Here is an 18308-nt window from a genome sequence, read left to right as displayed (position 1 = left end):
GTGAACTGGGGGAGGACGGGAACGGGCGTGCGGGAGCGGGCCGTTGTGCGGGCATGAGGATCGAAATGCGCGAGGGGCACGAGGGCACGGGACCGGGCGTGATCACACCGGACGGCTGCGCGGTCGAGCTGTACACGCGCCTGCCGGTGGGCGATGAGCCGGACATCATCGCCGCGGCGGTACCGGCCGGGGCACACATCCTGGAGCTGGGCAGCGGGGTCGGCCGGGTGACCCACCCGCTGTTGGAGCGCGGTTTCCGGGTCACGGCGGTGGACGAGTCCGCCGACATGCTGGCCCGGGTCCGCGGGGCGCGCACGATATGCGGCGCCATCGAGGATCTCGACCTGGGCGAGAAGTTCGACGTGGTGATGCTCGCGTCGTTCCTGGTGCACGCCGGTGACGAGCAGGTGCGCAGGGGCCTGCTGCGCACCTGTGTCCGGCATGTGGCGGAGGGCGGCTGTGTGCTCATCCAGCGGGAGGGCGCGGACTATCACACCAGCGTGCCCAGGGAGCGGACCGACCCGAGTGGCTTCACCGTACGCATCGCCTCGCTGGAGCCGGTCGGGGACGGGGTGAACGCGGTCCGCGCGGAGTATGTGTTCCCGGACGCGGTCTGGACGCAGAGGTTCCTGTCCAGGCCCCTGACGCAGGAGCAGTTCGAGGCGGCGCTGGCGGAAGCGGGACTGGAGGTGGACGCCTGTCTCACCCCGGACGGGATGTGGGTGCGGGCAGTGCCCACGGCCTAGGACGAGCCTCGGCGGACAGCGATGAGTTCTCGGCCCCTGGCCGGTCTACCTCGGTGAAAGCAACCGGGACCGCTTCACCAGGAGACCCCATGTCCGAGACCACCGCCGCCCCCGTCACCTCCACGACGTCGGCGGCCCCCGCCGGCAGGCTCACCGGCCGGGCGCGCGGAGCCCGGGTCGCCCTGCGGGCCGTGCAGATACTGCTCGCCCTGTTCTACGGCTTCGCGAGCGCCCTGCCCAAGCTCATCGCGCACCCGTCGGCCGTCGAGTCCTTCGACCGGATCGGCTGGGGCAGTGGGGCCATGTACGCCATCGGCGCGCTCGAACTCGCCGGCGCGGTCGCGCTGTTGACACCCGTGCTCCAGTCCGTGGCGGCGATCGCCCTCAGCGCGCTCATGGTGGGCGCGTTCATCGTCCAGCTCACCGCGTTCGACGGCCAGAACGCGGCGACCCCACTGATCCTGATGGCGCCACTCGCCCTGATCGCCTGGACCCGCCGTGCGCACAACAGGGACCTGCAGCGGCTGCTGCGCCGACGGTGACACCCCCGCCGGCTCCACCGCGACTCCGATCGGCCGGGACGCGGGGGCCGGCTGACGGTGGTAGTGGGCGGTGTCGGGGGATGGCCGCCCGTGGACAGTGGGCCCGGCCCGTCAGCTCACCGTCCGCGGGGCCGTCCGCCGAAGCCGCCCGAGCCGCCGGTGCCACCAGGGGCGCCCGAGCCACCGGAACCACCGGAGCCGCCGCGTCCGCCACGGCTGCCGGGCCTGCCGGTTCCGGCTCGGCCGCCGCTGCCACCACGGCCGCCGGGTCCGCCCGGGCCCGCCAGGCCGCCGGAGCCGGCGAAGCCTCCCGGGACAGCGCCCGGGACGGCGCCGGGACCTGCGAGGCCGCGCAGGCGTTCCATCTCGCGGCGGTCCCGTTTGGTGGGGCGGCCGGTGCCGCGGTCGCGGAGGCCGGCGGGGGCGACGGCGTCGCGGGGCGGAGGCGGAGGGGAGTTGTCGATGTAGCACTGGGCGGCCACGGGCGCGCCGACGCGCTTGCGGATCAGGCGCTTGACGATCACGACCCGTTCCCGGCCCTCGTGTCGGAGCCGGACCTCGTCGCCGACGCGCACGGAGTGGGCGGGCTTCACCCGCTCGCCGTTCACATGCACATGCCCGCCCCGGCAGGCGGTGGCGCCGAGGGAGCGGGTCTTCATCAGGCGGACGGCCCAGATCCAGCTGTCGATGCGGACGGTCTCGCCGTTGGCGGGCCCGGCGGCCTCGGCGGCGGCCACCGCAGCGGCGATCTTGGGATCGAGCGGCTGGTCGGCGGGGGCGGGATTCATTCCGCCCGGCCCGCCGGTCACCTCGCCGGACTCACGGTCCACGTTCTCGTCCGCATCCTCGGAAGCCATGCCCCGACCTTAACGCCACGGCCCCGTTGAGCCGGACGCCTTTTTCCGGGCGCCACGGCCCCGTTGAGCCGGACGCCTTTTTCCGGGCGCCACGGCCCCGTTGAGCCGGACGCCTTTTTCCGGGCGCCACGGCCCCGCTGAGCCGGGCGCCTTTTCCCGGGCGCGCACGCAGGTCCCCGTCCCCCTCCGCGCCCCCGACCGCCTTGGCTCACCCCGGACACGGCGCATCTTCGCACCCCGGGCGCCGACGGCCCGACGGCCCGATGGCCCGGCGGCCTGAGCGGCGGCCGTGGCGACGACCGCCGTCATCCTCGGCGGGGTGGCGGCGGCCATGGCGCGCTACGACACGAACCCGTGGTCCCCCTGGTCGCCACCGGTGCCGTCGGTCGCGAGGTCTGCGGATCCGGGCCGCTGGGCAGCGCATTCAGCTGAGCGCCGGGGGCATACGGTGGCGGTATGGACGACAGCAGCGCCCTCGCCCGGCTCGACCGGCGCGTCGCCGACTGCCGGGCCTGCCCCCGGCTGGTCGACTGGCGTGAGGAGGTGGCCCGTACGAAGCGGGCCGCGTTCGCCGACTGGACGTACTGGGGGCGGCCGGTGCCCGGTTTCGGCCCGGCCGATGCCCGGCTGGTGATCATCGGGCTGGCCCCGGCCGCACACGGCGGGAACCGCACCGGCCGCATGTTCACCGGCGACCGCTCGGGAGACGTGCTCTATCAGGCGCTGTACGACGTGGGGCTCGCCTCGCAACCCACCTCCGTCAGCGCCGGCGACGGTCTGGAACTGCACGGCGTGCGCGTCACCGCGCCCGTGCACTGCGCCCCGCCCGCCAACAAGCCGACCCCGGGGGAACGCGACACCTGCCGTCCCTGGCTGGTCCAGGAGCTGAGACTGCTGCGGCCGACCCTGAGGGCCGCGGTCGTGCTCGGCGCTTTCGGCTGGCAGGCCGCGCTGCCCGCGTTCGGGGAGGCGGGCTGGACCGTGCCCCGCCCCCGACCGGCCTTCGCGCACGGCACCCGGGTCGCACTCGACGGACTGGACCTCTTCGGCTGCTTCCACGTCAGCCAGCGCAACACCTTCACCGGCCGGCTCACCTCCGAGATGCTGCGCGAGGTGCTGCGCACGGCGGCGGAGGCGGCCGGGCTGTCGCCGTAGAGGGCGGCGGGAGACGGCGTCGGCGCGGCGGTGAAGTGCGCGGAGTCCCGGGTGGGCCTGGGGCTGACGCCCAGCCGGGCGGGTGGTTATGGGGAGCCGCTGCCCATCGAGAAGGTGTGGGGGCGGGCGGCGGCTGTCCGGGGAAGCCGGAACGCTCGGTTCAGGGGCTCAGGGGCTCAGGGGCGCCAGATGTAACGGACGTCCGGCTCCCGCTCCTCGTTGCCGCTGCCGTCGGTGAACTCCACGGCCGTGAAGCCGTGGCGCTCGTAGAAGCGGTGGGCGGGCTTGTTGACCTGGAAGGTCCACAGGGTCAGCCCGCCCGGGCTGCGCTCCTTGGCCAGCGCGACGAACCGGTCGCCGATGCCCCTCCCACGCCACCCGGGGTCCAGGTACAGCTGGGACAACAGCTCCCCGTCCAGGACCAGCAGGCCGACGACACCGGTTCCGGTCGCCTCCGCCACCCAGGTCTCGCGCGCCGGTACGACCACGTCCCGGATGTAGGTCCGGACGTCGTCGTCGGTGTGCGCTCGGACGACGGTCGGCAGCGCGGCGTCGAAGGACCGCAGATAGACGTCGGCGACGGCGCGGGCGTCAGCCGCCACGGCACGGCGCAGCGCGACCGCGTCCGTCACCGGTCGCCGTCTTCCCGCTCCGGCACCACGGCCGTCGCCGTGATCTCCACCAACTGTCCGGTGTACCCGAGACACGAGACGCCGAGCAGTGTGGACGAGTGCGGCCCCCGGCTCAGGCCGGACGCCTCGACCACCTTCCACACCTCGGACAGCGTCGCGGGCTCGCTGCTGACCACGTACACCTCCGTCGCGAGCACATGCTCCATGTCGCTGCCGACCGCGTGCAGTTGTTCGCGCAGGTTGGCGATCACCTGCTCGGCCTGGCGTACCGGGTCCCCCGGGCCCGCCAGCTCGCCGTCGGCGGTGAGCGGCACCGCCCCGGCGAGGAACGCCAGCTTCGTGCCGGCCTCCACGACGGAGGCGTGGGAGTAGGTGGGGGGAGGGAAGAGTGCGGGAACGGTGACGCGTCGGATCACGGAAGCGGCTCCTACCAGGCTCGACGGACGACCTCCCGATGATCGGGCCCCTCGGCCCCGAGCGCATCCGAATTTCGCGGGCACGCATCCGGACGACGCGTCCCGAAAGCCGGATGACGCGTTCCCCGACCTCTGTCGAACCGTCGTCCCCGGAATTTCAGAAGCGACCTCGCCGGGCGTACGCCAGGCTGAGCGCATGCCCCCGTCTTCCGACGCAGACTTCCTCGCCGACACCGCCGACCGCCTGGCCGCCCTCCCCGCCGTCCGGGCCGTGGCCCTCGGCGGCTCACGTGCCGAGGGCACCCACCGCCCGGACAGCGACTGGGACCTGGCCGTCTACTACCGCGGCCCCTTCGACCCGGGCGACCTGCGCGCCCTCGGCTGGCCGGGCGAGGTCTCCGACATCGGCGGCTGGGGCGGCGGGGTGTTCAACGGCGGCGCCTGGCTGACCGTCGACGGCCGCCGGGTCGACGTGCACTACCGGGACCTGGACGTCGTCGAACAGGAACTCGCGGAGGCGCGGGAGGGCCGCTTCCGGGTGGAACCGCTGCTGTTCCACCTGGCCGGGATCCCCAGCTACCTGGTCGTCGCCGAACTGGCGCTGAACCGGGTACTGCGGGGCGAACTGCCGCGCCCGGCCGGATACCCGCCGAAACTGCGCCGCACGGCCGCCGACCGCTGGTCCGGCACCGCCCGAGCCACCCTCTCCTACGCCAAGGCCAACCACGCCCCCCACGGCCGCCTCACGGAAACCGCCGGCGCCCTCGCCACAGCCGCCACCCACTCCGCCCACGCGATCCTCGCGGCCCGCGGCGCATGGGTGACGAACGAAAAGCGCCTGCTGGAGCGGGCCGGGCTGCGCGGGATCGACGCGGTGGTGGGCGCGCTGCGGGCCGAGCCCGGCGCCCTCGCCGACGCTGTGACCGAAGCGGAGGAGATCATCGAACGGGCATTGCGTTCATAAAGAACCCGCCCTCCCGGGCACCTTTCACCTCCCTGAAACGTGGGCGTGCGCTGTGCTCGGGGAACGCGATCTATCGTGGAAACAGTCCACAGTCCACAGCCCACAGCCCACCGGCCACCGTCGTCCGAAGGCGCATCCGCCCTCGTATGAACAGGAGCCCTGTGTCCCGGTTCGCCGTGCCTGCCTGGCTTGCCCATGCCTTTCGTGCCCAGCGTGGTCCCGTTCCCTGGAGCGCGGTGTGCCGGGGAGCGCTAGCCGCCGGGCCGTTGCTGCTCGGTGGGGTGCTCGCCGGGCGCACGGCCGGCGGGGTGCTCGCCGCCATCGGGGCGATGCTCGCGGGGATCAACGACCGGCCCGGCAGCCGGCGGGCGTCCGTGCAGCGACTCGGGGTGCCCGCGCTGGCCGGGGCGCTCGGGCTGCTCGTGGGGACGTACGCGGGACAGGGGCTGGCCGCCGTACCGCTGACCCTGGCGCTCACCGCGCTGGGGCTGGTCGCCGGCGGCGTCAGCGCCGTCGGGCCCGTCGCCTCCGCGGCCGGCACCCAGTTGCTCGTCACCGCCGCCATCGGCGCCGGAATGCCGGCGGCCGAGAGCGGCTGGCAGCGGGCCCTGGCCTTTCTGGCCGGTGCCGGCTGGCTGCTGGTGCTGCGGCTCGCCCTGCCCACCCCCGGTTCGCTCGCCGGGGACTTCCGGTTCGACGGCGAGCGGGCCGCGGTCGCCGACGTGTACGACGCGATCGCGGCGCTGGTCGAGGCCGTGGGCGGCGCGCGGGCCACCGCCCGGCGGGCCGCGCTGACCGCCGCGCTCGACCATGCCCAGGACGCTCTCGCCGGACCCCGGCTGCGCCCGTACGCCGGCTCCGCGGCCGAGCGCCGGCTGCACGCCCAGTTCGCCGCGGCCCTGCCCCTCGCCGAGGCCGCCACCGCCCTCTACTGGGCCGGGGAGCCCGTGCCGGCGCGGGCGGCCGAGGGGCCCCGGCGGCTCGCCGCGGCCGTCCGCGGCAACACCGGCACCGGCCCACTGCCCGCACCCCACCTCCCGCACGGTCGGCTGTGCTCGCGCGGGGCGACTCCGATGGCCCCCGCCCTGCGCGCCCTGGACGACGCCCTGCTGCGCGCCGCCGTGTCCTTCGACCGGGGCGAGGGCGCCGCGCGCGGGCTGCTCGGCCGCCGCCGGGACGTCCGGCACGCGCTGCGGGCCGCGCTCGGTGCCGGCGGACGCGAGTACGGGCTGCGCGTCGCCCTCTGCTTCGGTGCCAGCGCCGCCATCGCCCAGGCGCTGCACCACACCCGCTGGTACGGACAGCACACGCACTGGTACTGGTTGCCCGTCACCGCCGTCTTCCTCGTCAAGCCCGACCTCGGTCCGCTGGTCTCGCGGGTGCTGTGCCGGGCCGCCGGGACCGTGCTCGGCGCCGTACTGTTCGCCGGCTTCGCCGCGCTGCTGCCCCGCCCGGCGGGGCTGATCGTGCTGGTGGCGGTGTGCGGCGCCCTCATCCCCGTCGCCGTCCGGCACTTCGCCGCGCTCACCGCCGTCGTCACCGTCCTCGTCCTCGCCCTGGTCATGGCCGGCGGGGAACCGCAGGCATCGGTCAGCCGGATCGGCGAGACCCTGCTGGCCTGCGCGCTCGTGCTGGTCGTAGGGCATCTGCCGATGCCGGGGGAGCGGGGCGGCGGGGTACGGGACCGGCTCGCGACGGCCGGCGGCGCCGCGCACGTCTATCTGCTGCACGTCCTCGGCGAGTCCGACGACCGCGCCGAGCGCTGGGCGCTGCGCCGGGAGGCGTACCGCACCCTCGCCGAGGCCCGTACCGCCATCGCGCACGCCGCCGCCGAACTGCCCGCGCTCGCCCGGCACACGGCGGGCACGGACGCCGTCGCCGAGGCACTGGAACGGCTCGTCGACACCACCACGGCCTGCGCCGTGCACCTCGACGACACCGGCCGGCTCACCCCACGGCACCTCCACCAGCTGCGGGAGGCGCTGGGGGAGCTGGAGCGGCAGGGCGTACGGGTACCGGTGCCGGCCGCCGCGTAGCCGCGCGCGGACCGCACAGCCGTGTCCGCACGTACTGCCGGCGCCGCCGTGCAGCCGTGCCGCCAGGCCGCGATCCGGATCCGGACCGGCGCGCGGTCCGAGCCGAGTGTGTCCCGCCGTTGCGCCGGGTCCGGGCCGACCGACGGCAGCCGGGGTGCGGGGCCGGCGGGCAGGCCGGTGCCGGCCTCCATCACCCGGTGCGCCAGATGTGGACACGGTCGCCGCCGTCGCCGCCGAGCACGGCCTGCCCGTCCACATCCACGCCGCCGAGAACCGCGACCAGACCGACACCAGCCTCGCCCGGCACGGCCGCACCCCCGTCGAGATCCTGGACCGCACCGGGCTGCTGGACACCGACCTGCTCATCGCCCACGGCACCGGCATCGTGGCACGGACCTTCCACTGCTGGAACGCACGGGCGGCCGTACAGCTGTGGCCACCGCGCCCCGCGGCTACCTCGTGTTCGCCTGACCGACGACCACTCCGGTACGGGCCCTGCGCGCGGCCGGCGTCCCCGTCGGCCTCGCCACGGACGGCCCCGTCCTCTTCGAGGGGCGGGCCCAGCTCGTCGTCCACCACTTCATGTTCACGCCGGAGTGGGAGACCGGCTGCGCATGCTGCGCGGCCTTCCCCGACCAGGTCGGCCATCTCGCCCACCTGCGCGCCCGGAACACCTCCTTCGCGGCCGTCTCCCGGGCGCCGTTCACCCGCATCCTGCCGTTCAAGGCGCGGATGGGCTGGGCGGCGCCCTGGTACTCCTCCTGCCTCAGCGACTTCAACCGCGGCCTCGAGGCACGGTCGAGTCGGGCGGGGATCTCGTGGAGCGACCCGGCGTCAGCTGCTTCCTGCGCGACCACGACAGGGTCTTCCACACCTACTCGGTGTACGACGACGGGCTGGACGGACTGGGCACCGCCGCCGCGCTGCTGGACCTGACCGCGCTCGGCCGCAGCCCCGCGGGCAGCGACCGGCTCCGCCTTCACGACGAGTACGACTTCTGACACGACGTGTACGACTGCTGACACGGAGCGTGCGGTTCATGTCACAAGGTGAACGGACCCTCACCGTCCGCCCCGAACCCGTGTCGGTAATGTCTCAGTCGCGTCACCGAGCGAGGCGTTTCCCCTCTCCAGGGCGTTAACTCCTATACGTACGACGCTTCCTGGAGGTGCGAGATGGTGAACGGGCGAACGGTGCTCGAGCGCTTTCCCGCCGGTGGTCCGCGGGGCTCCTGGCCCGCGGAGGAGTTCGCGCACGCGCGGCGTCTGGAAGGCATGCCCGCCGAGGTCGTCATGGACCTCGCGACGGACATGTTCCTGGTGATCGTCCGCGGGGGCGAGGCCGCCGAGTGAACCGGCGCGGGCACCGGCATGGGGCTGCGCGATCGGCTCAGGCCGGCTTCGGCGTGGGGTCCGGGTGGCTCGTGAGTGCCTTCGGCGCGGGTTCCGGATGTCTCGTGGGTGCCTCCTGCGGTGCCGGTACCCTCGCCGTGAACTGCTCTGCCTGGAGCGTGTACAGCTCGGCGTAGACACCGCCCCTGGCCAGCAGTTCCTCCGGGGTGCCGGACTCGACCAGGCGTCCGTGCTCCAGCACATGGACCAGGTCGGCGTGCCGGACCGAGGCCAGCCGGTGGGTGATCAGGACAACCGTCTGCCCGCTGCCCGCCAGTGCCCGGATCTTCTCGAACACCTCCAGCTCGGCCCGCGCGTCCAGTGCCGCCGTCGGCTCGTCCACGATCAGGATGCTTCCGCGCCGGTAGGCGGCCCGGGCGATGCCGAGCCGCTGCCACTGGCCGCCGGACAGCTCGTGCCCGCCGCTGAAGTTCCGGGCCAGCAGGGTGTCCAGGCCGCGCGGCAGATCCGCCACCACCTCCTCGGCACCCGCCTCCGCGATCGACGCGGCCAGGCGTTCCTCGGTCATGGGCGCGGCGGAGCGGCCGACGGCCACGTTCACCCGGGCGGTGAACGGCCAGCGCTTGAAGTCCTGGGCCACCATGGCGATGCGCTCGGCCAGCAGCCGCCGGTCGGCACGCGCGGCGTCCACGCCGTCCCACAGGATCCGGCCCCGGTCCGGCGTGTACAGCCCCGCGAGCAGCTTGACCAGCGTGGTCTTGCCCGAGCCGTTCTCCCCGACGAGCGCGATGATCCGGCCGAGGGGAAGGGTGAGGGTGACGTCGTCGAGGGCGGGGCGCGCGGTGCGAGCGGGGCACGCGGTGGCACGGGGTGATGCGTCACGTGGGTGCGCGTCCCCCGGATGCGTGTCACCTGAATGTGTGTCACCGGGATGTGTGTCACCTGGATACGCGTCACCGGCGTGCGTATCACCTGGATACGCGTCACCGGGATGCGCGTCGCGCGGGTAGCTGAAGGTGACGTTCTCGAAGCGGATCTCCTTCGGGTCCTCCGGCAGCGGCTCGCCGCCCGTCGGGATGGCCCGCTCGGCCGCCGCTGCGTACATGCGCTGGAGATCGCCCACGAACAGGGCCTCCTCGTGCAGCTGGTTGATCTCCAGCACCAGCGTGTCCAGGCTCGCCGCACCCGTACGGATCGCGATCACCGCCGTACCGGCCACCGACAGGGCCATCGCGCCCGCCAGCAGCAGCGCGCCCAGCGTCGCGTACGTGGCGAGTGTCGCGAGACCCGTCCAGGCGGCGGCGATCAGACCGGTCCGGGCGGCCAGCCGGGACAGCCGGGCCTGTTCCGCCTCCGCGGTCTCGGACATGGCCCGGAAATGGCGCAGCAGGAACGGCCCCACGCCGTGCACCCGGATCTCGGGGGCGGCGGCCGGCTCGGTGAGCAGCGAGCTGATCAGCTGGCCGGCCCGGGCGTGCTGCACCCAGGTGTGGAAGGACTCGTAGTGGCGCCGGGCGTTGGTCAGCGCGCTCCAGGCGCTGGGCAGGGTCATGGTGACCAGCAGCGGCAGCAGCGCCGGATGCAGCACGGTGAGCACGCCCGCCGCGGCGACCAGCGAGATCATCGCGTTGATCACCCGGGTGCTGTAGCCGATCATGTGCCGCGCGGACCGGGCGCCGTACTGGGCCGTGTCCAGCAGTTTGTGGAAGGCGTGGTCCTCGATCGCGGCCAGTTCGACGTTGGCCGCGCGCTCCAGGTACAGCTCGGTCGCCACCCGCTCCACCTTGGGCTCCAGCCGTCCGGTGGCGTAGGTGGAGGCGGCCCGCAGCAGCGCGGCGACCATCATGACGGCGGCCATCACGACGAGGGCGGGGGCGGCCGAGCGCAGCCGCTGTGCGATGTCCGGGCCGGTGAGAAGCTTGCCGAGCGCGTTGTTCACGGCCAGCAGGCTCACCGCCTGGGCCGCGCCCCGGCCCATCTCGGCGGCCAGCACCACCCGCGCGGCCCCCGCGTCGGCCTGCCGGGCCAGCCGGAGACTGGACCCCAGCATGCCGGGCAGCCGGACCATCATCGCCCGGAAGCTCAGCGCCAGGAAGGCGTCCGCGTGCTGGTTCCAGCCCATGTCGTATCGCAGCGGCCCGCCGAACAGCAGCCGCTCGGACGCCGACACCACAGGCTCGGCCGCCTCCCGTCTCTTCCTCACCGTGACCTCCCGAACCCCGACGGAACGGCCACTATCGCGGCCGGGGCGGCGGCCCGGCAGGGCGTGAGGGGATGCATCGAGGGCGCGGAGGGAGCGCGGGGTGACGGGGGGAGGGGTGCGGTTCGTCCGGCGGGGGTGAGCGGATTGCCTTTCCGGGGTGTGCGGCTCGGTTGTCGGCGGGGTGTGCGGCTCGTTCGTCGGAAGACGTGGGCACCGCTGCCGGAGGGTGTGGCTCCGCTCTCGGGGATGCGGCTCGTTGCTCGGCTGGGCGCGCCTTCGCCCGCATCGGCGCGGCTCCGGAGCAGCGCCGCTTGCCCGGGTGTGCCCCGGTCGCGGAGTTCCCTCCGTGGGGCCCCGGCCGAGCCGAGTGCTGTGGTTACGCCGAGACGGCCTGCGACCAGTCCGGAGTCGTCCCCGTCACACGGCACAACGCCAGGTACAGCGGGATCGGCGGGGTGTACGGAACCGTGTCCTGCGGGCGGTGGATCAGCCGGACGGTGCCGGTGACCAGGGCGCCGACGGCGTAGTGGGCCGGGGACGGCCAGGGCAGGGCGAAGTCCGAGTCCGACGGAACGATCCACCACCAGTGGGAGCCGTCGGCGTACACGCATCCCACCCGCGGCAGCAGCGGGGCGACGAGCGGACCGAGGCGGTCCGGTACGGCCACGGCGTCACAGCCGAGCGGAGCCGTCATGCCGTCCGGCACCGGCAGCCGGCGGACCGGTTCCGGGGCCGGCCGCCGGCGCTGGAGACGCACCAGGGTGTCCAGGCCCATGACGTGCTCAAGGCCGGCACCGGTGCCGGCCGGGCGGTCGGCCTCGCCGCGAGTCACGGCCGCTCCTCGCGAAGGTGCTGCTCCGGCGGCATGTGCCGGTGCTGGTCCGGGTGTCCCGCGCGGCGGTGCTGCTCGGGATGCGTCCCGTGCGGGTGCTGCTCGGAATGCGACGTGTGCCGGTGCTGCTCGGGTGACCGGCGCAGCGGCTGCCCCGCGGTCGGATGCCGGTGGTGCTCCACTGCCACCGGCCCGTGCTGCCCTGCGCCGGCATGCCCGGCCGAGCCCGCGGTGGCCTGGCCCTGCCGGTCGGCGAAGTCCTCTCGGCGTGCGTGCTGCCGCTCACCGTCGCCTCGGTGTGCGTGCCGGTCCCCGTCGTCCTGCACGTCCGCGGCCCCGTACCAGAGCCACTCCGCGGCCCCGCCCGCGCGCGGCCCCGGCTCCTCCCGCCGGCACTGCTCCGGTGTCCGCCCGGTCGCCTCCGCAGGCCGGTCCGCGTCGGAGTCGTCCGGACGGCCCGGCTTGGGGCGGGCGCCCCAGCCCAGGTCGTTGCACGGCCCGGCGGTGTCCGGGGCGGTGTCGTTCTGGCGGGGCAGCTCGGCCCAGACCAGCAGGCCGGGACCGTGCTCCTGGGCCCCCCAGGCCCGGCACAGCGCGTCGACGAGAAGCAACCCCCTCCCGTGCTCCTCATCGGGTCGCTGCGGAGACGGGTGGGGTTCACCAGGAGCACAGCCCTCGTCGCGTACGGCTATGCGCACCATGTCGTCGTGGTCGTGCAGCTCGCACACGACCCGGCTGCTCGCCGTGTGCACGATCGCGTTGGTGACCAGCTCGGATATGACCAGGGCCGCGTTGTCGCAGGTGTCCGCGCAGACCGACCAGCCGGACAGCCGGGCACGCGCCAGACGTCTCGCCTGGGCGGCGGAACCGGGATGCGCGGCCAGCTCGAAGCGGAACCGGCGCTCGGCAGCGCCCCCGTGGGGAACTGTTCCTTCCCCCACTCTCGAAAACGTTCGAGCGGGGGAACCCCCATCGGCGCCGAGACCGGGGCGGTCTGCGGCGGCGTCTGTTCCTAAGGGCGCGGACGGAATCACGTCTGCCACTATCTCCCCGGCGCGGACACTTGGCAAGAGTCACTCTGAAAAATGCAGAGTGCTGTGTGACTCGGTCAGAGGCCGTGGCACACTGCTCGCAACAGCACGTAGCGCGGCGCCAATTGGAGTCGTCGAAGTCCGTCTCGGTCTTCGAATGAACCTTCGAATGGCGCCGTAGGGCTGTCAGGAAACTTTTCGGTGGAGGCTTTCGGTGGAGGTGGGAGCGTGAGCGAACCGCGGTCCGCGCCGACGGTGGGCCAGGTGGTCCTCGGCCGGCGCCTGCTGGACCTGCGGGAACGCGCCGGACTCAAGCGAGAGGAAGCCGCCCGCGTCCTCCACGTGGCCCCCGCCACCGTCCGCCGCATGGAGATGGCCGAGGTCGCCCTCAAAATCCCGTATGTCCAGCTGCTGTTGAAGGCGTACGGCGTGCCCGACGGCGAGGCCGAGATCTTCGTCCAGCTGGCCGAGGAGGCGAACAGGCCGGGCTGGTGGCAGCGGTTCCACGACATCCTGCCGGGCTGGTTCTCGATGTACGTCAGCCTGGAAGGCGCGGCCAGCCTCATCCGCTCCTATGAGCCGCACTTCGTCCCCGGCCTGCTGCAAACCGAGGACTACGCGCGCGGGGTGCTGAAATCCGGCGCCATCGGCCAGACGAGCCCGGACGACATCGAGCGGCATGTGGCGCTGCGCATGCAACGCCAGGAACTGCTCGCCCGGCCCGACGCCCCCCGCTTCTGGGCGGTGATGGACGAGACCGCCCTGCGCCGCCCGGTCGGCGGCCCGGAGGTGATGCGTGCACAGATCGACAAGTTGCTCGAGGCCATGAAGATGCCCCATGTGACGCTCCAGGTCGCGCCGTTCGCCAACGGGCCGCACCCGGGCACGTACGGGCCCTTCGTGCTGTTCCGATTTGCCATGTCAGAACTGCCGGACATGGTCTACAGCGAGTATCTGACCGGCGCCGTCTATCTGGACGCACGCACCGAGGTGGCGACCCACCTGGAGGTCATGGACCGCATGGCGGCGCAGGCCGCTACGGCACAACGCACGAAGGAGATCCTCCGGGATCTCCGCAAGGAGCTGTGAATGGATCGCATCAAGCCGCGCGGACACGTCTACAACGGCATGCCCGCGCGGGAGTTGGGCAGCGAGGGGTGGCACAAGCCCTGGAGCGGCGGCAACGGCGGTAACTGCCTGGAGGCGATGAAGCTGGCCGACGGCCGGATCGCCGTGCGCCAGTCGACCGATCCGGACGGGCCCGCGCTGATCTACACCATGGACGAGATGACCGCGTTCATCGAGGGCGCCAAGGCGGGGGAGGCCGACTTCCTGCTGTCATGAACTCGCCGGGTTCTGCGACGGCGTTTTTGTCTCTTGCTCAACTTGTTTTTGGTGACAGTGGCTTGATCATCCAACATGTCCGACGCCTGCGGAGTGCCGCACGGCCGGACGGCACCCGATGGCCAACGGGCCCCGCGCCGGGGGCCGGTGCCGGGCCAAGGCGGCGGGCAGCCCGGGATACACGGCGGTGGCGCGCAAGCCGTAGACACGCCCGCCCCTATTCGGCTGCGGTGCACGTGCGCCGCGTTTACGGTGGTCACGGTTCAGGTGCGCAGGCAGCGGCTCCTTCCGCCGCAGGTACTCGCTACCCCTCCGGGCGGCCGGTCATGCTCCCGGTCGGGCGGATCAATGCCGAGGGCCGGTCGGGTGCCGGCCATCGGCACGCGAGTGTCACGTCACCGCCGCCGACCCTCGATCTCTGAACCGCCCTCCGAACCGGTCCCGGGGCCTCCCCCCCCGGCCGGCCTGACGCAGAAGTCACCCCGGCCGGCCCGTCTCGGACATCCCTCCTGCCGGCCCGTCTCGGAGAGTCACCCCCGCCGGCCCGTCTCGGGCAGTCACCCCGGCGGCAGCACCTCGCACAGCGCCTCCAGCGCCGCCCCGTAGGCGTGCTCGCCGGGGGCCGCGTAGCCCACCACCAGGCCGTCGCCCGCCTCCGTCGGGCTCTGCGGATGCCGGAAGGCGGCGAGCCCGTCGAGGGCGACGCTCTGCCACGCGGCGGCCTGCACCGTCGACCGCTCCGTTCCGGGCGGCAGCCGCAGCACCGCGTGCAGCCCGGCCGCGATGCCCGTCACCTCGATGTGCGGCGCGTGCGCGGCGAGCGCGGCGACGAGCCGGTCACGCCGGCGCCGGTACCGCTGCCGCATACGGCGCACATGACGGTCGTACGACCCACAGGCGACGAAGTCCGCGAGAGCGAGCTGGTCCAGGACGCTCGCCCACCCCTCCCGCTCGCCCTTCGCCGCCAGTACCGGCTCCACATACCGCTGCGGCAGAACCATCCAGCCCAGCCGCAGCGCCGGTGACAGGCTCTTGCTGACCGACCCGATGTGGATCACCCGCTCCGGATCGAGACCCTGAAGCGCACCGACGGGCCGGCGGTCGTACCGGAACTCGCCGTCGTAGTCGTCCTCCAGCACCACCGCCCCACGCGCGCGTGCCCAGTCGATGACGGCCGCCCGGCGTTCCGGGTGCAGCGGGCCGCCGGTCGGGAACTGGTGCGCGGGCGTCAGCAGCACCGCCCGCTCCCGCCCGAGCGCGTCCACCCGTGCACCGTGCTCGTCCAGCGGCAGCGCTACGGTGCGCACGCCGGCCGCAGCGAGCAGTTCCCGGTGGAAGCCCAGCCCGTACGCCTCCACGCCGAGCGGACCGCGCAGCACCCCGCCTGCGGCCGGTCCGTCCCCCGCGCCTCGGCCGAAGAGGAGCCGCAGCGCGTGCGCGAACCCCGAGCAGATCACGATCCGGTCCGGCTCGGTACGCACCCCCCGCGCGCGTGCCAGGTACTCGGTCAGCGTCTCCCGCAGTTCCCGGCGCCCGGCCGGGTCACCCGGCCCGAACGCCTCGCTGGGCGCCGCCTCCAGCGCCCGTCGGTAGGAGGCCGACCAGGCCGCGCGCGGAAAGGCCGACGCGTCCGGCGTGCCCTGCCGCAGATCGTGCCGCGGCCCCCGCGCGCGCAGAGGCACCTTCACGGGCGTCCGTACGGCCTGCCGCAGTGGCTCGGCACGCTCTGCGACCCGGGTCCCCGACCCTTGCCGTGCGGTCAGCCAGCCTTCGGCGACCAGCTCCGCGTAGGCGTCGGCCACCGTGTTGCGGGCCACGCCCAGGTCCGCGGCGAGCGACCGGTACGGCGGCAGCCGGGTGCCCGGCGCCAACCGTCCGCTGCGCACGGCCTCTCGCAGCGCCCGGATCAGCGCGGCCCGGCGCCCACCCGGCCCGGACAGCTCCAGATGCAGGTCGGCGCCGATCCGCTCCGCGGAATTGACCCACGATTCCGTCATGGAAATGCACCCTACAACCGGTCTTTCCGGCCCCTAGGTTGATCCACATGACGACGCACACGCACACCGCCCCGACCAGCAACCGCACCGCCGGAATCGCCGCCGCCGAGAGCGCCCGCACCCGCCTGGACTTCGCGAAGGCCGCGCCGAAGGTCTTCCGCTCGATCATCGGCTTCGACGCCGCCGCCCGCGAGGGCCTCGACCCGGCCCTCGTCGAACTGATCCAGATCCGCGCCTCCCATCTCAACCACTGCGCCTACTGCCTGCACATGCACACCAACGACGCCCGCAAGGCCGGCGAGAGCGAGGACCGGCTCCACATGGTCGCCGTCTGGCGCGAGGCCCGCCACTTCTTCACCCCCAAGGAGCAGGCCGCCCTCGCGCTGACGGAGGCGGTGACCCTGGTCGCCGACGGCGGCGTCCCCGACTCCGTCTACGCCGAGGCCGCCGCCCACTTCGAGGAAGGGGAACTGGCCCGGGTCCTCGCCCTGATCCTCACCATCAACACGTGGAACCGCGTGGCCCTGGCGACGGGCAAGGTGGCGGGCACGGACGAGCGCACCGGCTGACGATTCCGCCGACACCCGATCCCCGGTACCCAGCGGCTCCCGCGGACCGCGTCTCAGGCCACCATCGGCCGGTCCGTCGGGGCGATCGGGGCCGGGAGCCGGGAACTGCCCGTCAGATACCGGTCGACGGCCGCCGCGACCGCCCGGCCCTCCGCGATCGCCCACACGATGAGCGACTGCCCGCGCGCCGCGTCTCCCGCGACGAACACCCCGGGGACGTTGGTCGCGAAGCCGTCGTCCCGGGCGATCGTGCCGCGCGGCTGAAGCGCCAGCCCCAACTGCTCGCACAGGCCGTCCTCCTGGTCGGGCCCGGAGAAACCGAGGGCGAGCAGCACGAGGTCGGCGGGGAGCGCCCGCCCGGTATCCGGCACCGGAGCCCGCCGCTCGTCCACCTCCACCAGATGCAGTGACCGCACCCACCCCCTCTCGTCCCCGGTGAAACGGAGCGTGGACGCCGCGAACAGCCGCGCGTCCGCATCCGCCGCCGGCGCCGTACGCAGCTCCCGCGCCTCCTCGTGCGCGGCCGACAGCCGGTAGATCTTCGGGTACGTCGGCCACGGCTCGGTGTCCTCGTCGCGCTCGTCACCCGGCTGGGCGTAGATGTCCAGCTGGGTCACGGACGCGGCCCCCTCGCGCACCGCGGTGCCCAGACAGTCCGCCCCGGTGTCCCCGCCGCCGACGATCACGACGTGCTTTCCGGCGGCCGACAGCGGCGAAACCTCCAGATCCCCCTCACACACCCGATTGGCCAGCGGCAGATACTCCATCGCCTGGTGTATCCCCTTCAACGTCCGGCCCGGCACCGGGAGTTCCCGCCACGCCGTCGCACCCGTCGCGATCACCACCGCGTCGTACCGGGTGCGCAGTTCCGCCGCCGGAACGTCCCGGCCGACCACCGTCGACGTACGGAACTTCGTCCCCTCGGCCCGCATCTGCTCGATGCGCCGCTCCAGATGCCGCTTCTCCATCTTGAACTCGGGGATGCCGTACCGCATCAGCCCGCCGATCCGGTCGTCCTTCTCGAACACCGCGACCGTGTGCCCGGCCCGGGTCAGCTGCTGTGCCGCGGCGAGCCCGGTCGGCCCGGAGCCGATGACCGCGACCGTCTTCCCGGTCAGCCGCTCCGGCGGCCGGGCGGGCGTGAAGCCCTCCTCCCACGCCTTGTCGGCGATCGCGCACTCGACGTTCTTGATCGTGACGGCCGGCTGGTTGATCGCCAGCACACACCCCGCCTCGCACGGTGCCGGACACAGCCGCCCGGTGAACTCGGGGAAGTTGTTGGTGGCGTGCAGCCGGTCGCTCGCGGCCCGCCAGTCCTCCCGCGACACCAGGTCGTTCCACTCGGGAATGAGATTGCCCAGCGGGCAGGCCTGGTGGCAGAACGGGACACCGCAGTCCATGCAGCGGTCGGCCTGCTTGCTGATGATGGGCAGCAGCGCTCCCGGGACATACACCTCGTCCCAGTCCCGCACCCGCTCCTCGACGGGCCGCCGCGGCCACTCCTGGCGCGGCGTGGTCATGAACCCCTTGGGATCGGCCATGGGCGTCTTCCTCGCGTACGGGCACCGAAGGCACCGGGTGTACGACAGGCCGTTCGTCATCGGGCGGCACTCTTCCGGCCACGATACGTCC

The 18308-nt window shown here is 73.6% G+C and carries 16 protein-coding genes and 3 pseudogenes; 11 read left to right on the top strand and 8 right to left on the bottom strand.

What is annotated here, in order from left to right; genetic code table 11:
* Positions 1-53: 53 nt before the first annotated feature.
* Positions 54-746, top strand: a complete 693-nt coding sequence (locus ACZ7DL_RS16395) for a class I SAM-dependent methyltransferase (protein WP_470774831.1) — start codon at positions 54-56, stop codon at positions 744-746.
* 89 nt (positions 747-835) lie between these two features.
* Complete coding sequence (locus ACZ7DL_RS16390; RefSeq protein WP_470774830.1) at positions 836-1288, top strand: DoxX family protein; 453 nt, start codon at positions 836-838, stop codon at positions 1286-1288.
* Positions 1289-1404: 116 nt separating this feature from the next.
* Here ACZ7DL_RS16390 and ACZ7DL_RS16385 read toward each other — a convergent pair whose 3' ends face one another.
* Positions 1405-2145, bottom strand: a complete 741-nt coding sequence (locus tag ACZ7DL_RS16385) for an RNA-binding S4 domain-containing protein (protein ID WP_470774829.1) — start codon at positions 2143-2145, stop codon at positions 1405-1407.
* 456 nt (positions 2146-2601) lie between these two features.
* Here ACZ7DL_RS16385 and ACZ7DL_RS16380 point away from each other — a divergent pair, with 456 nt between their 5' ends.
* Positions 2602-3300, top strand: a complete 699-nt coding sequence (locus tag ACZ7DL_RS16380; protein WP_470774828.1) for a uracil-DNA glycosylase — start codon at positions 2602-2604, stop codon at positions 3298-3300.
* A gap of 176 nt (positions 3301-3476) precedes the next feature.
* Here ACZ7DL_RS16380 and ACZ7DL_RS16375 read toward each other — a convergent pair whose 3' ends face one another.
* Positions 3477-3932: a GNAT family N-acetyltransferase gene (locus ACZ7DL_RS16375; protein ID WP_470774827.1), complete on the bottom strand. Its 456-nt coding sequence runs from the start codon at positions 3930-3932 to the stop codon at positions 3477-3479.
* Positions 3929-4348: a RidA family protein gene (locus ACZ7DL_RS16370; protein WP_470774826.1), complete on the bottom strand. Its 420-nt coding sequence runs from the start codon at positions 4346-4348 to the stop codon at positions 3929-3931. The genes ACZ7DL_RS16375 and ACZ7DL_RS16370 overlap by 4 nt, the downstream gene beginning before the upstream one ends.
* Before the next feature lie 196 nt (positions 4349-4544).
* On the opposite strand from ACZ7DL_RS16370, the gene ACZ7DL_RS16365 reads away from it, so the two are divergent.
* The 5 genes and pseudogenes from ACZ7DL_RS16365 (at position 4545) to ACZ7DL_RS16345 (ending at position 8700) form a co-directional block, all read left to right on the top strand.
* Positions 4545-5312 carry a nucleotidyltransferase domain-containing protein gene (locus ACZ7DL_RS16365; protein WP_470774825.1) on the top strand — a complete coding sequence of 256 codons (768 nt, stop codon included), beginning with the start codon at positions 4545-4547 and terminating at the stop codon, positions 5310-5312.
* A gap of 146 nt (positions 5313-5458) precedes the next feature.
* A complete protein-coding gene (locus tag ACZ7DL_RS16360; protein WP_470774824.1) occupies positions 5459-7348 on the top strand; it encodes an FUSC family protein in 1890 nt (629 codons plus the stop codon).
* Between the two features lie 157 nt (positions 7349-7505).
* Positions 7506-7885: pseudogene (locus ACZ7DL_RS16355) on the top strand (amidohydrolase family protein); the annotation flags it as partial.
* A 6-nt stretch (positions 7886-7891) separates the two neighbouring features.
* A pseudogene (locus ACZ7DL_RS16350) lies at positions 7892-8349 on the top strand (DUF899 family protein); the annotation flags it as partial.
* Positions 8350-8523: 174 nt separating this feature from the next.
* Positions 8524-8700, top strand: a complete 177-nt coding sequence (locus tag ACZ7DL_RS16345) for a hypothetical protein (protein WP_470774823.1) — start codon at positions 8524-8526, stop codon at positions 8698-8700.
* A 37-nt stretch (positions 8701-8737) separates the two neighbouring features.
* Here the strand turns inward: ACZ7DL_RS16345 and ACZ7DL_RS16340 are convergent, their stop codons facing one another.
* The 3 genes and pseudogenes from ACZ7DL_RS16340 to ACZ7DL_RS16330 form a co-directional block, all read right to left on the bottom strand.
* Positions 8738-10903, bottom strand: a complete 2166-nt coding sequence (locus ACZ7DL_RS16340) for an ABC transporter ATP-binding protein (RefSeq protein ID WP_470774822.1) — start codon at positions 10901-10903, stop codon at positions 8738-8740.
* Between the two features lie 376 nt (positions 10904-11279).
* Positions 11280-11678: a hypothetical protein gene (locus tag ACZ7DL_RS16335; RefSeq protein ID WP_470774922.1), complete on the bottom strand. Its 399-nt coding sequence runs from the start codon at positions 11676-11678 to the stop codon at positions 11280-11282.
* A gap of 404 nt (positions 11679-12082) precedes the next feature.
* A pseudogene (locus ACZ7DL_RS16330) lies at positions 12083-12778 on the bottom strand (ATP-binding protein); the annotation flags it as partial.
* Positions 12779-12994: 216 nt separating this feature from the next.
* On the opposite strand from ACZ7DL_RS16330, the gene ACZ7DL_RS16325 reads away from it, so the two are divergent.
* A complete protein-coding gene (locus ACZ7DL_RS16325) occupies positions 12995-13855 on the top strand; it encodes a helix-turn-helix domain-containing protein (RefSeq protein ID WP_470774821.1) in 861 nt (286 codons plus the stop codon).
* Positions 13856-14110 (top strand): DUF397 domain-containing protein, encoded by a 255-nt coding sequence (locus ACZ7DL_RS16320; protein WP_067042896.1) that lies wholly within the window; start codon positions 13856-13858, stop codon positions 14108-14110.
* Between the two features lie 557 nt (positions 14111-14667).
* Here ACZ7DL_RS16320 and pdxR read toward each other — a convergent pair.
* Positions 14668-16107: a MocR-like pyridoxine biosynthesis transcription factor PdxR gene (gene pdxR, locus ACZ7DL_RS16315; RefSeq protein ID WP_470774820.1), complete on the bottom strand. Its 1440-nt coding sequence runs from the start codon at positions 16105-16107 to the stop codon at positions 14668-14670.
* 47 nt (positions 16108-16154) lie between these two features.
* On the opposite strand from pdxR, the gene ACZ7DL_RS16310 reads away from it, so the two are divergent.
* Positions 16155-16676, top strand: coding sequence for a carboxymuconolactone decarboxylase family protein (locus ACZ7DL_RS16310; protein ID WP_470774819.1), 522 nt, complete (start codon positions 16155-16157; stop codon positions 16674-16676).
* 53 nt (positions 16677-16729) lie between these two features.
* Here the strand turns inward: ACZ7DL_RS16310 and ACZ7DL_RS16305 are convergent, their stop codons facing one another.
* Positions 16730-18217: a glutamate synthase subunit beta gene (locus ACZ7DL_RS16305; protein WP_470774818.1), complete on the bottom strand. Its 1488-nt coding sequence runs from the start codon at positions 18215-18217 to the stop codon at positions 16730-16732.
* Positions 18218-18308: the final 91 nt, after the last annotated feature.

Source organism: Streptomyces sp. NPDC036984 (assembly GCF_055607665.1).
This window is presented reverse-complemented; position numbering and strand designations above follow the sequence as displayed.

What these genes read in the sequence shown, in the direction of transcription:
- ACZ7DL_RS16395 (WP_470774831.1), top strand. Translation starts at nt 54, where the DNA reads ATGAGGATCGAAATGCGCGAGGGGCACGAGGGCACGGGACCGGGCGTG.
- ACZ7DL_RS16390 (WP_470774830.1), top strand. Translation starts at nt 836, where the DNA reads ATGTCCGAGACCACCGCCGCCCCCGTCACCTCCACGACGTCGGCGGCC.
- ACZ7DL_RS16385 (WP_470774829.1), bottom strand. Translation starts at nt 2,145, where the DNA reads ATGGCTTCCGAGGATGCGGACGAGAACGTGGACCGTGAGTCCGGCGAG.
- ACZ7DL_RS16380 (WP_470774828.1), top strand. Translation starts at nt 2,602, where the DNA reads ATGGACGACAGCAGCGCCCTCGCCCGGCTCGACCGGCGCGTCGCCGAC.
- ACZ7DL_RS16365 (WP_470774825.1), top strand. Translation starts at nt 4,545, where the DNA reads ATGCCCCCGTCTTCCGACGCAGACTTCCTCGCCGACACCGCCGACCGC.
- ACZ7DL_RS16360 (WP_470774824.1), top strand. Translation starts at nt 5,459, where the DNA reads ATGAACAGGAGCCCTGTGTCCCGGTTCGCCGTGCCTGCCTGGCTTGCC.
- ACZ7DL_RS16345 (WP_470774823.1), top strand. Translation starts at nt 8,524, where the DNA reads ATGGTGAACGGGCGAACGGTGCTCGAGCGCTTTCCCGCCGGTGGTCCG.
- ACZ7DL_RS16335 (WP_470774922.1), bottom strand. Translation starts at nt 11,678, where the DNA reads ATGGGCCTGGACACCCTGGTGCGTCTCCAGCGCCGGCGGCCGGCCCCG.
- ACZ7DL_RS16320 (WP_067042896.1), top strand. Translation starts at nt 13,856, where the DNA reads ATGGATCGCATCAAGCCGCGCGGACACGTCTACAACGGCATGCCCGCG.
- pdxR (WP_470774820.1), bottom strand. Translation starts at nt 16,107, where the DNA reads ATGACGGAATCGTGGGTCAATTCCGCGGAGCGGATCGGCGCCGACCTG.
- ACZ7DL_RS16310 (WP_470774819.1), top strand. Translation starts at nt 16,155, where the DNA reads ATGACGACGCACACGCACACCGCCCCGACCAGCAACCGCACCGCCGGA.
- ACZ7DL_RS16305 (WP_470774818.1), bottom strand. Translation starts at nt 18,217, where the DNA reads ATGGCCGATCCCAAGGGGTTCATGACCACGCCGCGCCAGGAGTGGCCG.